The sequence below is a fragment of the Nostoc sp. genome (assembly GCF_036919495.1).
Taxonomy (GTDB): domain Bacteria; phylum Cyanobacteriota; class Cyanobacteriia; order Cyanobacteriales; family Nostocaceae; genus Nostoc.
Map to the genome: position 1 here is coordinate 1 of NZ_JBALBZ010000003.1, position 14,533 is coordinate 14,533.

Annotated in this window: 12 protein-coding genes and 1 tRNA gene; 6 read left to right on the forward strand and 7 right to left on the reverse strand. The window is 42.3% G+C overall.

Translation table 11 applies throughout. From position 1 onward, the window contains the following. Positions 1-796 precede the first annotated feature (796 nt). The 5 genes from cysH to trxA all read left to right on the forward strand — a co-directional run bounded on the left by cysH (position 797) and on the right by trxA (position 7,226). Complete coding sequence (gene cysH / locus V7K25_RS00070; protein WP_335153959.1) at positions 797-1,522, forward strand: phosphoadenosine phosphosulfate reductase; 726 nt, start codon at positions 797-799, stop codon at positions 1,520-1,522. Positions 1,523-2,416: 894 nt separating this feature from the next. Then, entirely contained in the window at positions 2,417-3,670 is a 1,254-nt protein-coding gene (locus V7K25_RS00075; RefSeq protein ID WP_335153961.1) for an exonuclease SbcCD subunit D, read from the forward strand. A 678-nt stretch (positions 3,671-4,348) separates the two neighbouring features. Next, a complete protein-coding gene (locus V7K25_RS00080) occupies positions 4,349-4,879 on the forward strand; it encodes a YdcF family protein (protein ID WP_335153977.1) in 531 nt (176 codons plus the stop codon). A 430-nt stretch (positions 4,880-5,309) separates the two neighbouring features. Further along, positions 5,310-6,473: a GuaB3 family IMP dehydrogenase-related protein gene (locus V7K25_RS00085; protein ID WP_335153963.1), complete on the forward strand. Its 1,164-nt coding sequence runs from the start codon at positions 5,310-5,312 to the stop codon at positions 6,471-6,473. Between the two features lie 429 nt (positions 6,474-6,902). After that, on the forward strand, positions 6,903-7,226 hold the full coding sequence (trxA, locus tag V7K25_RS00090; RefSeq protein ID WP_196522884.1) for a thioredoxin: 324 nt from the start codon (positions 6,903-6,905) through the stop codon (positions 7,224-7,226). Between the two features lie 152 nt (positions 7,227-7,378). Here trxA and V7K25_RS00095 read toward each other — a convergent pair whose 3' ends face one another. Continuing rightward, positions 7,379-7,972, reverse strand: coding sequence for a MarC family protein (locus V7K25_RS00095; protein WP_335153965.1), 594 nt, complete (start codon positions 7,970-7,972; stop codon positions 7,379-7,381). 210 nt (positions 7,973-8,182) lie between these two features. On the opposite strand from V7K25_RS00095, the gene V7K25_RS00100 reads away from it, so the two are divergent. After that, positions 8,183-8,995, forward strand: coding sequence for a carbon-nitrogen hydrolase family protein (locus V7K25_RS00100; protein ID WP_335153967.1), 813 nt, complete (start codon positions 8,183-8,185; stop codon positions 8,993-8,995). Between the two features lie 216 nt (positions 8,996-9,211). On the opposite strand, the gene fba is transcribed toward V7K25_RS00100, so the two are convergent. The 6 genes from fba to V7K25_RS00130 form a co-directional block, all read right to left on the reverse strand. Next, positions 9,212-10,291 (reverse strand): class II fructose-bisphosphate aldolase, encoded by a 1,080-nt coding sequence (fba, locus tag V7K25_RS00105; protein WP_012411833.1) that lies wholly within the window; start codon positions 10,289-10,291, stop codon positions 9,212-9,214. A 283-nt stretch (positions 10,292-10,574) separates the two neighbouring features. Then, entirely contained in the window at positions 10,575-11,267 is a 693-nt protein-coding gene (locus V7K25_RS00110) for a Uma2 family endonuclease (RefSeq protein ID WP_335153969.1), read from the reverse strand. A gap of 105 nt (positions 11,268-11,372) precedes the next feature. Further along, positions 11,373-11,444, reverse strand: a tRNA-Lys gene (locus V7K25_RS00115). A 61-nt stretch (positions 11,445-11,505) separates the two neighbouring features. After that, entirely contained in the window at positions 11,506-12,375 is an 870-nt protein-coding gene (locus V7K25_RS00120; RefSeq protein ID WP_335153971.1) for an aldose epimerase family protein, read from the reverse strand. A gap of 81 nt (positions 12,376-12,456) precedes the next feature. Continuing rightward, complete coding sequence (pdhA, locus tag V7K25_RS00125; protein ID WP_335153973.1) at positions 12,457-13,491, reverse strand: pyruvate dehydrogenase (acetyl-transferring) E1 component subunit alpha; 1,035 nt, start codon at positions 13,489-13,491, stop codon at positions 12,457-12,459. Positions 13,492-13,668: 177 nt separating this feature from the next. Beyond that, positions 13,669-13,794 (reverse strand): hypothetical protein, encoded by a 126-nt coding sequence (locus V7K25_RS00130; RefSeq protein ID WP_335153975.1) that lies wholly within the window; start codon positions 13,792-13,794, stop codon positions 13,669-13,671. Between the last annotated feature and the right edge of the window lie 739 nt (positions 13,795-14,533).

Consider the following 14,533-nt stretch of genomic DNA (forward strand, 5'->3'; position numbering starts at 1 on the left):
TTCGTAGTCAACCGTTTTGAAAGTTCTTGGCATGAATTGAGATGCATTGGTATCTTACTGTGTCACTAAATGCGGTTCTCCGACAACCTGCTAGAACCTTTGTTTTGACGTAGCAATGCTACGTCAAAACAATTCTTTTTCACCCCTCATAACTGATGGGACAGACCACTAGGGGTAAATAGCGATCGCATCCCAATTTTAAATTCTCTGATTGCAAAACTACGTAAAAACACGGCTTCCAAATTATTTTCTACTGAAATTCATAGAAAAAAGTTAATATACACGGATGTTATCTGGACTAAAAGCAAAAGCCCCACTCAGTTTTGAGCAGGGCTATGTGAAGTTTTATTGCTAAAATTAGAAATCTTTATCTTAGAAAAAGTTCATTATTGTAATTATGCTAACGCTGGTTAACATCATTAAAGCGCCCATGATTATAGATTCACCTAAGCGATTGGGGGATTTTGAAGTGTTCATTTAAGTAAAATCCTTTTTATTAATTGTTTCTTAACCATATCAAAATCAGTATAAATATCTATAAAAGCATTGTAAAACTTAAATTACCGTAAAGTTTCTTAGTAATTACTTAATTTATACTTAAATATTTTTACTTATGTATTCATTTTGACTGAATACTAAAAATAGGACAACTCCCAATGCCCAATTCCCCATACCCCATATTGATAATGTAGTAATTTCCGCACAGAATAATTACCTTATCTCCGAGCGGAATATGGGCCTTTGTGGAGTAAAATAAATCTTAGTCAAGGTAAAAATATTTGAACAGAAGATTATCATGACAGTTTCCACGGCATCTAGAAACCAAGCGATCGCTTTTGACTTAGAAAAATTAAATCAGCAATTTGAAACTGCCACTCCTAAAGAAATACTGGCATGGTCTATAGAGAATATCCCAACCGGACTGGTGCAAACAAGCGCCTTTAACGTGGATGATATGATAATTAGCCATATTCTTTACACTGAACTGAAGCATCCAGTTCCTGTAATCTTTCTGGACACTTTGCACCACTTCCCTGAAAGCCTAGAATTAGTAGCCAAAGCCATACAAATCTACAATCTGGATCTGCAAACTTTCAAAACTCCAGACGTAGACACCCGCGAAGCCTTTGAAGCCAAGTACGGCGACAAACTCTGGGACAAAGATATTACCCAATTCCACCACATTACAAAAATTGAACCACTGCTACGGGGTCTAGACGAACTCAACAGCGTTGCTTGGATTACTGGCCGCCGCCGCGATCAAGCAGTAACCCGTGCCAATATGCCCATATTTGAATTAGATGGTAAAGGTCGGCTGAAAGTAAATCCTATCGCTACCTGGACACGTAAAGACAGCTGGGTTTACGTGGCTGAACACGGAGTCATCTATAACCCTCTACACGACAAAGGTTATCCCAGCATTGGCGACGAACCTATTACCACCAGAGTGGGTGAAGGCGAAGACGAACGCGCTGGACGTTGGCGGGGAAGTGATAAAACAGAATGTGGAATTCATATTTAAGGGGAACTGGCGAGTAGGAAGTAGGTAGTGGGGAATAGAAGAAAAGAAGAATTTCCCCCCACTCTCCCCTTATCTGCTTACTCTGAGCCTCTGTAGTTACATAACACCGTTACAGAACAAATTTAGCAAACAATTACAAACTGCTTAAATCCAAAAGTGTTTTGGGCTTTTTAAGCGTGCTATTCGTAACAGATGCAGATAGCTGGCATTGCTCCCTTGACGATCGCAGATGTATGTAATGCTCACTGATGGGCTGCACCAGGCAATTCACCAGCTACGGTATGGTGGGTGTGATCCCAATACAGTTCGGATAAGCACTCTTCATCTAAGAGTGTGGTTTGGGAAAACGGAAAAGGTTTGAATTTAGCCTATTCTCAGAAATTCTAATTCAGAAATTCTAATAATTATTTGTAATTGCTTACCTACTTCGTGTAAGTTCAGTTAAGTGTAGTAGAGGGTGTTGCGTTGGCTACATCTAGCATTACAACAAGATTTTGCAACTCATGTCAGGGCCTTAGTGCAACAGCCAAGATCGTAATGAAAGCAAACTAAGCGATCGCTCAATAGAACTGTCACATTCACACCGCAATTAACTGACAATGCGCGATTGCAATCCTGATTCGAGGTTTTTCGTATTAAATACAACATTTAACTAGGTTAAAAATCTGAAAAAACTGATTTTGACAGTTGGGGGTGCGGAAGGTGGATTCTAAGTAAAGTTTTGGATATAGCGCATCTTTTTATACAATTTTTATAAAATTAAAGTGGTAAAAAATACAATAAGCCCAGGGGAAAAACGTAGAATATTGACGAGTCATTGGTAAGTTTGAGACATTTAGACAGTTCTCAATAGCTATTTGTCATTAATATGTAGACAAAGAACAAAGGAAAAATATGATTAAAATCCTCCATCTCTCCGACATCCACATGGGAAGCGGCTTCTCCCACGGACGAATTAATCCCGCAACTGGATTAAACACACGATTGGAGGATTTTGTCAATACCTTATCTATATGTATTGACCGAGCGCTGACAGATGCTGTTGATATGGTGATATTTGGTGGCGACGCTTTCCCGGATGCTACACCACCGCCTTATGTACAGCAAGCTTTTGCCAGCCAATTTCGCCGTCTCATGGATGCCAATATTCCAACAGTGCTGTTGGTAGGCAACCACGACCAACATTCCCAAGGACAGGGAGGCGCGAGTTTAAATATTTACCGCACTTTGGGAGTGCCAGGATTTGTTGTCGGTGACACCTTAACCACTCACTGCATCGAAACCCGCAATGGCAAAGTGCAAGTAATCACCCTTCCTTGGCTGACCCGTTCCACTCTGATGACTCGCCAAGAGACTGAAGGTTCATCTTTGGCGGAAGTCAACCAACTTTTAACGGAACGCCTGCGAGTTGTTATGGAAGGGGAAATTCGCCGTCTTGACCCCGATGTGCCAACTATCCTTTTGGCTCACTTGATGGCTGACAATGCTACTTTGGGCGCAGAACGCTTTTTGGCGGTAGGTAAAGGCTTTACTCTACCCCTATCTTTGCTGACGCGACCTTGTTTTGATTATGTAGCGTTGGGACACGTCCACCGCCACCAAAATTTGAATAAATCCAACAACCCGCCGGTGATTTATCCAGGGAGTATTGAGCGGGTAGATTTTAGTGAAGAAAAAGAAGACAAAGGCTATGTGATGATAGAACTGGAGCGAGGGAGGGTTGAATGGGAATTTTGTCCCTTAACAGTTCGGACTTTCCGCACCATTGAGGTGGATGTCTCGAAAGCAGATGATCCGCAAGCGGTGTTAATGAAGGCGATCGCTAAGTATGATATTCAAGATGCTGTAGTGCGGCTAATTTACAAACTCCGCTCTGAGCAGATGGATTTAATTGACAGTTCTTCTCTACATACTGCTTTAAGTCTCGCTCATACCTACACCATTCAAGCAGAATTAGTGAGTCAATTAGCTCGTCCCCGCATTCCTGAATTGACAGCAAGTAGCAGCATCGACCCAATGGAAGCCTTGAAAACCTACTTGAACAATCGTGAAGACCTTAAAGATATTGCAACATCAATGATGGACGCAGCACAGAAGTTGCTAGCAGATGATGTAGAAGTTTGGCTGGAAGCAGCAACTAATAAATAAAATAGATACCAATTATATATTCATGTTTTAAGGGCGATGTTTGATGACTAGTAGCTACGCGTCTACGCTAGATCAGTTAGGATTAAGTAATGAGAAAATGCCTGATATTTGAATGAGTATTTCTGCAAGTATGCGATCGCTGTTTCAACAATGAAAAAGTATTATAGAATGGGCTTTTTAGGAAATTATTGTAACAATTGATGCTTTTGAAAGTTATGTATTATATACAGATAATAGATAGTCGTAAAAAGTGCGATCGCTAAATATAATATTTAAGATGCTGTAGTGCGGCCAATTTACAAACTCCGCTCCGAACAGATGGATTTATTAGGTCATCTGGAAAAACCCACAAAAACCTAACCCCCTTCCCAACGCTCTAAGGGGTTAATTTGAAAGTAGGCTATCCTAAATGGGGTTCTTTGAGAAGATGCTAAAACCCTTTGATGGATTGTCCGATATCGGTTAGGATAATCCATCAATTAGAGGAAAAACTTCAAGCACGCTTAATCGCGCTGCAACCTGAAAATCACCCAAATATAAATTTGGACAGACTTTATAGGAGTTTGCTACTCTACTATCAATTGTTGTTTTTCTTCTAGCCAGAGGAAATTTTGGATTCGTAGATAAAGTTATTGAGCCTTGAATAAGCTATTTTTTACACAAAAATCTTTTCGTTTTATGGCTTTTGCCCTACCGCTAATCATCTGGTGGGGATACAAAGAAGTACAAAACCAAATTGTACAGCCGCAAGCAGTTGTAGTGTTGGGTGGTTCAACGAGACGTTTAGAGCGAGAGAAGTTTACGGCCGAGTTTGTTCGCCAGCATCCAAATATACCAATTTGGATTACTGGGGGTAGTCCAGCTAGATTTACCCAACGAGTGTTTACCAAAGCTGGTGTTGATCCTAAACGTTTACACTTGGATTATGAAGCCGTAGATACTGTTACCAATTTTACTACCTTGGTAGATGATTTGCAAGCTCGTGGCATCAAGAGCGTTTATTTGATTACTTCAGATTTCCACATGCGCCGGGCTTGTGTCATCGGCGAAATTATTTTGGGTAGTCGAGGTATTTATTTAAAACCAGTGCCCGTTCCTTCAGAAAAACCCCCTGAATCTATTGGAAAATCTGTCCGCGATGGAGCTAGAGCGATACTTTGGATAGCAACTGGTTACACTGGTGTGAATATAGTTAAAAATAAACGGTAAATCAAACCAATTTTGGATTTTGGATTTTGGAATTGAAAATCTTCAGATTCAGAAGGTTGATCGATTTTAAACGATACAAATTATTCAAATTTGGTATCATTTATGAGAATTTGCCTGATATTTACCTAAGCGAATATAGGCAAATTAAGAGAGCTAATATCAATCTTATTGGCATTAGCTCAGTAATAATAGATACTATCATCGTGCAATTGCAAAAAACTAGCGCAACACCAATCCTCAAACAACACAATATAAAAACCAATTAACAATTTTTGCTCATTTAGTTGTCTGGTAAATACTTTGCATCCATCAAAGTTTCGAGAGGTAGGTTGGGTAGCTCGAATTTATCTGTGTAGTTCAGGAAAAAAACGCCCCAAGATATCTCACAATTTGATACCCTAGCTTAAACAGATTTAAGAAAAATTAAAGCGTGGAAATTCAACTTGGGCGGGGAAAAACAGCTCGCAGAGCTTACGGAATAGATGAAATTGCTCTAGTTCCTGGTAACAGAACACTAGACCCCAGTTTGGCAGATACTAAGTGGCGTATTGGTAATATTGAGCGAGAAATCCCGATAATTGCCAGTGCGATGGATGGTGTAGTAGATGTTCGGATGGCTGTACGTTTGTCACAGCTAGGAGCATTAGGTGTCCTCAATTTGGAGGGTATTCACACTCGCTACGCTGACCCAGAGCCAATATTAGATCGGATTGCCTCTGTGGGGAAAAATGAATTTGTTGCCCTGATGCAAGAACTCTATGCCGAACCAATAAAGCCAGAATTAATTGAACAACGGATTCAGGAAATTAAACAACAAGGTGGGATTGCGGCGGTAAGTGCGACTCCAGCCGGTGCCAGTAAATACGGTGAGGCGGTGGCAAAGGCTGGGGCAGATTTATTTTTTGTCCAGGCTACGGTAGTTTCTACTGCACATCTGTCACCAGAGTCTATAGTACCACTTGATTTAGCAGAATTTTGCCGTTCCATGCCCATCCCCGTGGTGTTGGGGAATTGTGTGACTTACGAAGTAACTTTGAATTTGTTGAAAGCTGGGGCGGCTGGGGTATTGGTGGGAATTGGGCCTGGTGCCGCTTGTACCTCCCGTGGGGTGTTGGGTGTGGGTGTACCACAAGCGACTGCGATCGCAGATTGTGCCGCAGCACGAGATGATTACTACGAGGAAACTGGCAACTATATTCCCATTATTGCTGATGGTGGTTTAATCACCGGTGGCGACATTTGTAAATGCATCGCCTGCGGTGCTGATGGTGTGATGATTGGTTCTCCTTTTGCTAGAGCCGCAGAAGCCCCAGGACGAGGTTATCATTGGGGCATGGCTACTCCCAGCCCAGTGTTGCCCCGTGGCACCCGGATTCGCGTTGCCACCACCGGTAGCCTAGAGCAAATACTCATCGGCCCAGCAGGGCTAGATGATGGCACTCACAATCTTTTAGGAGCCTTAAAGACGAGTATGGGCACCTTAGGAGCCAAAAATATTAAAGAAATGCAACAAGTAGAAGTTGTGATTGCGCCTTCCCTATTAACCGAAGGTAAAGTTTACCAAAAAGCTCAACAATTAGGTATGGGGAAATAAGGGAATAGAGAAGAAGCAGGGGAGCAGGGAGCAGGGGGCAGGGAGAGATGAAAAAGCAGTTCTTGCTGGCGGCAACGGGTAGAATAAAAAATTACCTCTTTCTCTTTCCCCTCTACTCCCTGCTCCCTGCCCCTCTGCCTCCTTCCACTCCCCAATCCCCAATCCCCCTTTCTTGAAAAATTTTTCCAGCCCCCTAAACAATTGCTGGAAAAATCCGATATGTCGCCTACAATAGAGATAGCGGAGACGAATGTTTCCGTTCACTCCTCACACCACACTCCGCCCGGACTACTGTTCGGGCGGTTCCTTATGTTTATAAATAAATTCTAGAGCTTCTTTGCAAATGTACATCCTCCCACTTCCAAGCTGAGGTTTTTGCTATGGTAGAATTTTCACCAAGTTCAGATATTATTGACGAAGGTTTTAGGCATGTCAACAGCCGCGCAAGTTACCGATTCTAGTTTCAAGCAAGAAGTACTCGACAGCGATGTACCCGTTTTAGTTGACTTTTGGGCACCCTGGTGCGGACCATGCCGTATGGTAGCTCCTGTTGTCGATGAAATCTCCGAACAGTACAAAGGTCAAATTAAGGTCGTCAAAGTCAACACGGATGAAAATCCTCAAGTTGCTAGTCAGTACGGCATCCGTAGTATTCCCACATTAATGATTTTTAAAGATGGACAAAAAGTGGATATGGTAGTTGGCGCTGTGCCTAAAACTACATTAGCTTCCACTCTCGAAAAGTATCTTTGAAACTCAATTGGCAATAATCTCCTCTTGAGTTATCCATCTTGTTCTAAGTTTAGGTTAATTTTTATAAACAAGTTTGAGAGGCGCAAATTTCTCGTCTCTCAAACTTATTTACATTTGTATACACTTTCAGACAGAATATTTTTTGGAGTTTTCTAGCTCAAAAACAACTCCTTAATTCCCGTACTACCAATTTCAACTGCTAGCGCCGCCAACAAAAAACCTAAAAGTTGAGTCACAATCACTCCACCTTCTGCACCAATCCACTGGTCAATCAGATTTGCTAAACGCAAAATTAACCAAGTGACAAACATTGCTCCTAAGATACCTACTACGACAGCAATATGCGGACTCTGTGATTTCGACATCAACAACATCACTGTCGTCAAAGTTCCAGGCCCAGCTAGCAGTGGTAAAGCTAGTGGAGTAATTGCAACATCGCGTCCTTCTTCAATAATCGGCTGATCTAAATCTCCTCGCAGCATTTGTAAAGCAATTAACAGCAACAATAATCCTCCAGCTACTCGCAAAGAGCCGATACTAATTTCCAAGTAATTTAAAATTATTTGCCCTGCAAAGGCAAATAGCAAAAGAACTACGATCGCAATGACAATTGCTTTATCTATAACTTTGTTTCTTTGGTCTGGCATCATGCCCTTAGTCAAAACTAAAACAATCGGTATATTGCCCACAGCATCCGCCAAGACAAACACAGCGATAAATGTTTGAATGAGAATAGGAATATCCACAGTAGACAAGTTTTTATCAAGGTTTGATCACAACCTAATCTTTATCTTGCTCAGTTTGCTATAACCCAGAGGAAGATTAAGATCAGTATAAAACAAGTCTGTTAAAGAAAATTTTGGCTGACCTATTTCTAATTAAGTTCCACAAATGTTGAAGTAGCGATATATTTTGATAATCTATTTTCCATAAATCAACTGTTCGTTGTTGAATCTATGAAGTCTTATTTAGCCGCCGCTATTCAATTGACCAGTGTGCCTGATTTACAAAAAAATTTGGCACAGGCAGAAGAATTAATAGAGCTTGCCGTGCGTCAAGGTGCTGAATTGGTAGGTTTGCCAGAAAACTTTTCCTATATGGGAGAAGAAAAAGACAAACTCGCGCAGGGTGATGCGATCGCTCTTGAAAGTGAAAAGTTTCTGAAAAAAATGGCTCAACGCTTTCAAATTACGATCTTGGGCGGCAGCTTTCCAGTTCCTGTAGACAATACAGGCAAAGTTTATAACACCACTCTACTCATTGACCCAAACGGTCAAGAACTTTCCCGCTACTACAAAGTACACCTATTTGATGTTGATGTCCCCGACGGCAACACCTATCGGGAATCCAGCACGGTTGTGGCTGGTACGCAACTACCACCTGTCCATTTTTCAGAAAAGCTCGGTAATTTAGGGCTTTCCATTTGTTATGATGTCCGCTTCCCTGAACTGTATCGTCATCTGGCAGATAAGGGAGCCGATGTTATCTTTATTCCCGCCGCCTTTACCGCCTTTACAGGCAAAGACCACTGGCAAGTACTACTACAAGCCAGAGCCATCGAAAATACCGCCTACGTCATTGCTCCTGCCCAAACAGGCAATAACTACGCCCGCCGTCTAACCCACGGTCACGCCGTTATTATCGACCCTTGGGGCGTAATTTTAGCCGATGCCGGGGAAAAACCAGGAATTGCGATCGCAGAAATCAAGCCCACTAGGCTCGAACAAGTCCGTCGTCAAATGCCATCTTTACAACATCGGGTGTTCTAGGGGGTAGAGAGCAGGGGAGGCAGGGGAGCAGGGGGAGCAGGGGGAGAAGAACTATTGATTATCGACCAATGCCCAATGCCCCATTCCCCATTCCCCATTCCCAGCCTTTATGAATAAAATAAAAAACCGGGTTTTTACCCGGTTTCTGACAACATTAAAATTATCAGTTTTTTAGGAGCATAGCAGCACTATGCCCCTACTTATTTGTTGTCAAAATTAAACTTTAGCAGCTGACTTGGTAACAACGTTGAGTTCACCCTTAGCATACTTAGCAGCAAAATCTTCCAAAGAAATTTGCTTAATCTTGCTTGCGTTGCCAGCAGTACCAAATTGCTGATAGCGTTCAGCACAAACTTTCTGCATATATGTAATGGAAGGCTTGAGGAAGTGACGGGGGTCAAACTCCTCTGGTTTTTTAGCCAAAGCTTCACGTACAGCAGCAGTAATAGCCAAACGGTTGTCGGTGTCGATGTTTACTTTACGTACACCACTCTTAATACCTTTTTGGATTTCTTCTACAGGTACGCCGTAGGTTTCAGGAATTGCACCACCATACTGGTTAATCAGTGCCAGTAAATCTTCAGGTACAGAGGATGAACCGTGCATTACCAAATGGGTGTTGGGCAAACGGCGGTGAATTTCTTCAATGCGGCTGATTGCTAGAATTTCCCCAGTCGGTTTACGGGTAAACTTGTAAGCACCGTGGCTTGTGCCAATGGCAACTGCCAAAGCATCTACTTGGGTTGCTTCTACGAAGTCAACAGCTTCATCGGGGTCAGTTAGCAGTTGGGAATGGTCGAGTGTACCTTCAAAGCCGTGACCATCTTCAGCTTCACCAGCACCAGTTTCTAGAGAACCCAAACAACCGAGTTCACCTTCAACGCTGACACCTAAAGCATGAGCTACATTTACAACTTCGCGGGTAACATTAACGTTGTACTCGAAGCTAGCGGGGGTCTTAGCATCAGCTTCTAAAGAACCATCCATCATCACGCTGGTGAAGTTGTTCTTAATTGCTGAGTAGCAGGTAGCAGGTGCATTACCATGATCTTGGTGCATGACAATGGGAATGTGAGGATAGGTTTCTACGGCTGCCAAAATCAGGTGGCGTAGAAAGTTTTCTCCTGCATAATTACGAGCGCCGCGTGAAGCTTGCAAAATTACGGGGCTATCTGTCTCGACAGCAGCCTTCAGGATTGCCTGAATCTGCTCTAAATTGTTAACGTTGAAAGCTGGGATGCCGTAACCGTTTTCAGCTGCGTGATCCAACAGCAGCCGCAGTGGTACAAGCGCCATAGATAGTCCTCCTAATGTGGTTGTCAGCTAGTCGGTCTGAGAGAAGCGTAATTATTACGCTAAATCTTAAGAGTTTTTTCAACTTATAGGAAATTATAACTAGTGTCGTGTGTCTATGTTGAAAAAGTTTACGCCATAGTTATTATAAATGTGTTCTATACTTGCCCTCTACTGCTGTAGTATGCCCTATACTTGCTCTGTATTGTTGTACATTTAGTTACCCTACAGTTAGTAGCTCTGGTAGCCCACTATCCAAAATAGTCAAAATCTACAAGCGATCGCATCAGGCAAAAGACTCTAGTCTCTGGACAAATTCTGCGTGTTCAGGAGATTGCAAGCCTGTTTGTAAAACTGTCAACACGGACTGCATATTCCCTGCTAATAACTCTGCAACCCCTAACCATAACCCTGGAAAAGCTTGACTTCGCAGAATTCCGTTACTATCAGTAGCCAACTCTAAATACTCACCCTGTTCCAAATAGAACCAGGTCAATTTCTGATCGAGTACTTGCCAGACGATATATTCTTTGACTCCATTGCGACGATAGGCTTGTTTTTTAGCATGGAGGTCGATGGCGACACTACTAGCAGCAATTTCGACAATTAACTCTGGTGCGCCTTCAATATAATCATCGTCACTCAGCTTTGTTTGACCACCCGCTTCTGGGTTGATCGCAAGTACAGCATCTGGTTGAGGTTCGTTATCTAAATCTAAGCGCACAGTGGGTTCTACTGCTGACGCTACACCTGGTGTAGCCGCTTCGTAAGTAAATAACCAACCAACAATCCAACCATGCGGTTGACCATGACTTCTAAAACGCAAAGCAGCAGGCATGATGTAGACAATTCCCTCAATCAATTCGGCTTTTTTCAAGTTAGGCATAGCGTTGTAGCGACGCTCAAATTCATAAAGGCTGAGTTTGTCGCCATTTTCCAGAAGGGGAATTGTCCAATGCTGTGGAAGTGTTTTTACCATGACAATGGTCTTTGGGATTAGTCTATGCCTATCCTACCGAATTGCAGAAATTTCTTGGATGCTGCGATCGTCTTGTTTTAATTTAATAATATTATGTTGATTTTATGGGTCGCCCGGGATTCGAACCCGGAACTAATCGGTTAAAAGCCGAGTACTCTACCGTTGAGTTAGCGACCCTTTCTTTGCATTTCGCAACTTTGCCATCATAGCATAGATATCTGTAGATTTGTAAAGGGGTTTAGAAAAAATTAGCAGTCAACCTTATAGATGCTGTATGGCTAGCTCCTGGTGCTAACACAGTCAGGTTATCACCAGTATTGAGAGAGTTACGGGTGGCACTCCACGGTTCTAGACAGTAGAATTCTTTGCCTTTGACTGTCCAAAATACCAGGTAGGTAGAGAAATCATCATAATCCAAGGTGAGTTTTAACTTTCTGCTGCCATCTATGGCAATGGCCGATTGGCTCGTTAACTGTCCAAAGGCAAAATCAATTTCATCACGGCTAAAATCAAAATTGCCGTCAAAAGAGTGAATTTCCTTAGTTAGATTGTCTTGATACTGCTTAGAGGGAATTTCAAGCTCTAACTGAGTTTTATCACCACAGAGAAAGTAGGGATGGAAACCAGCCGAAAAAGGCATTGGTGTGGATGACAAGTTTTTATACTGCTGGCGGACTTCTAGGGTATTACCTTGAAGTTCGTAGGTGAAAGCCAGCTGAAAATCAAAAGGATAAACTGCCTTAGTTTGCTCATTGCTATCAAGAACGACACTGAGACTAGCTTTATCTCCAGTTTCTTGTTCTGTTGCTTTCCAGGGCAATTCACGGGCAAACCCGTGTTGTTTGAGAGTATATTGTTGCCCGTTGTGAGTGTAAGTATTATCTGGTAGATTGCCACAAATAGGAAATAAAATTGGATTTCCACCTCTGACACTCAACTCAGGATGAGTAAAGCGTTCAGTGTCCAGGTAGAAAATTTCTTGCCCTTGAATGCGCCAACGGGTAATTATACCACCACGTTCTGGTACGACTTCCAACTGAGAACCTGCGGCTTCGTCAGAAAGAATGTACGTCTTGTACTGTTGCTGTTGAACTGCAATGCTAAACACAAATTTTAGTCCTGGGTATAGGGATAGTTAGGAGTTAGGAGTTGTGAGTTAACAATTCCTGACTCTTAACTCCTAACTTTGTTACTCGTCTTCTGCAAACACGAAACGATATAACTCGCTAGGGTCTGGTTCTGGGCTGCTTTCGGCGAATTTAACGGCTTCGTCGATTACATCCTGAATCTTACGATCAATTGCTTTGATTTCTCCCTCATCCGCCAGATTTTGCTCCACCAAATAAGCTGCCAACTTCTTAATTGGGTCACGGGCGAACCAGAATTCTTTCTCCGCTTTGCTTCGCATTTCATCAGGATCTGCCAAGGAGTGACCCCGGAAGCGGTAAGTAAGCGCCTCAATTAATGTTGGCCCTTCACCTGCGCGGGCACGGGCTACTGCTTCTTGAGCCACGGCTCTGACTGCTAGTACATCCATGCCATCTACTTCCACGCCCACCATGTTAAATGCACTAGCTTTTTTATAAATCTCTGGCTGAGAAGTGGCTCGTTCGTGAGACATCCCAATGGCCCACTTATTATTTTCGACTACAAAAAGAATTGGTAGTTTCCATAGGGCTGCCATATTTAGCGTCTCGAAAAACTGACCGTTGTTAGCTGCACCGTCGCCAAAAAAGCAAGCTGTTACTTGGTCAGCATTTTTATCTCCTAGCACTTCGCGGCGGTATTTACTTTGAAAAGCCGCTCCAGCTGCTACAGGAATTCCCTCAGCCACAAAAGCATAGCCACCTAGCAAGCGATGTTCAGCAGAAAACATGTGCATGGAACCACCGCGCCCTTTGCTACAACCTGTGGCTTTGCCAAATAATTCTGCCATTACCTCTTTTGCTGGTACTCCGGCACTGAGAGCATGAACGTGGTCGCGGTAAGTACTACAAACGTAATCTTCACCCGGTCGCATTGACTGCACAACACCACTGCAAACGGCTTCTTGACCATTGTACAAATGGACAAAACCAAACATTTTGCCCCTGTAGTACATTTCAGCGCACTTGTCTTCAAACAAGCGCCCTAACACCATATCCTCATAGAACCGTAACCCTTCTTCTTTAGTAATGTGCGTAGTAGCAGGATTAAAAGTGGGTAAAGTACGCTCTTGAACCATTATTTTTGAGTATCCCTGTTGTACAACTTAAACTTACGGTCTTAAATAAGTTGGTCTGATAACACCTCAGCTTTTAACAGGCTAGCGTTTGCAAGACTCAACAATCAAACTTTATTTATGCACCAAAAAAGGGTCTTAGGGAATAGCTGAATTTTTAATTTTTTGATTTTTAAGTTTTCAGCCCATGCCCTGTGAGGATTCGACTCTAAGGGCAACATCTGCCGCTTTGAGTTGTTCTCTCACCGAAACAGTGCTGAGTGCCGTTAGCGATCGCAGGGCGTTGAGCCAGTGCTTAGTAAACAAGTAAAATTAGACCGATTAGGCATCAAATCAGTTACGAGTAATAAGTACTGAGTGAAAAAATTCACAAGTACTATGTCTTACTCATTACTTCTTACTCAGAACTCAGCACGGGCTAAACGCCCCGCTACTGCTAACAGCACTCCTAAATATTCCCCTTCATAGACTAGCAATCAAGATAGACTGCTTTCTGCATATCCATTAACAATTTAAAAAAAAGGAGGCAAAATCTATATACCCAAATAGATAATTGTAATTAAAGGTAAATTATGATATGATTTTTTTCTCTAGTTATCAGGGTAACAGATTTTCAATAGTGGTATTTTATTGACCTCCTAGTTGGAAAGTCCCGAAAAAATCAATCATCAATAGATTCTTGCAACCACAACAATTATGCCGTGATTAAAAGCGGTAGTTGTGGTTTGTGCTATCGAAGGCTGATAATAGTTGTGTTAAACAAAAATACTAAGAATTAAGACAAACAATTGAGGCTTTCTAGGCGAAAGCAAAAAATTAGTACTAGAATGTGACTCAAAATTTCGGGGAGGTACAAAACAAGTTGTTGCAATATACACTTGTAGAGTAAATTCTATACGGCATTGTTATGGCACGGTTTTACAGGCCTGGAACGCTCTAGGTGAATTATGTTGATCACGGTGCAGGGGAAGTAGGCTGTGCGAATTCCGCTAGATTACTACCGAATTTTAGGACTACCGTTAGCGGCAAGTGATGAACAATTGCG

Bases quoted from the DNA above. Each gene is read 5' to 3' on its own strand.
- V7K25_RS00080 (WP_335153977.1), top strand. From the start codon at position 4,349: ATGGCTTTTGCCCTACCGCTAATCATCTGGTGGGGATACAAAGAAGTA.
- pdhA (WP_335153973.1), bottom strand. From the start codon at position 13,491: ATGGTTCAAGAGCGTACTTTACCCACTTTTAATCCTGCTACTACGCAC.
- V7K25_RS00075 (WP_335153961.1), top strand. From the start codon at position 2,417: ATGATTAAAATCCTCCATCTCTCCGACATCCACATGGGAAGCGGCTTC.
- trxA (WP_196522884.1), top strand. From the start codon at position 6,903: ATGTCAACAGCCGCGCAAGTTACCGATTCTAGTTTCAAGCAAGAAGTA.
- cysH (WP_335153959.1), top strand. From the start codon at position 797: ATGACAGTTTCCACGGCATCTAGAAACCAAGCGATCGCTTTTGACTTA.
- V7K25_RS00100 (WP_335153967.1), top strand. From the start codon at position 8,183: ATGAAGTCTTATTTAGCCGCCGCTATTCAATTGACCAGTGTGCCTGAT.
- V7K25_RS00110 (WP_335153969.1), bottom strand. From the start codon at position 11,267: ATGGTAAAAACACTTCCACAGCATTGGACAATTCCCCTTCTGGAAAAT.
- fba (WP_012411833.1), bottom strand. From the start codon at position 10,291: ATGGCGCTTGTACCACTGCGGCTGCTGTTGGATCACGCAGCTGAAAAC.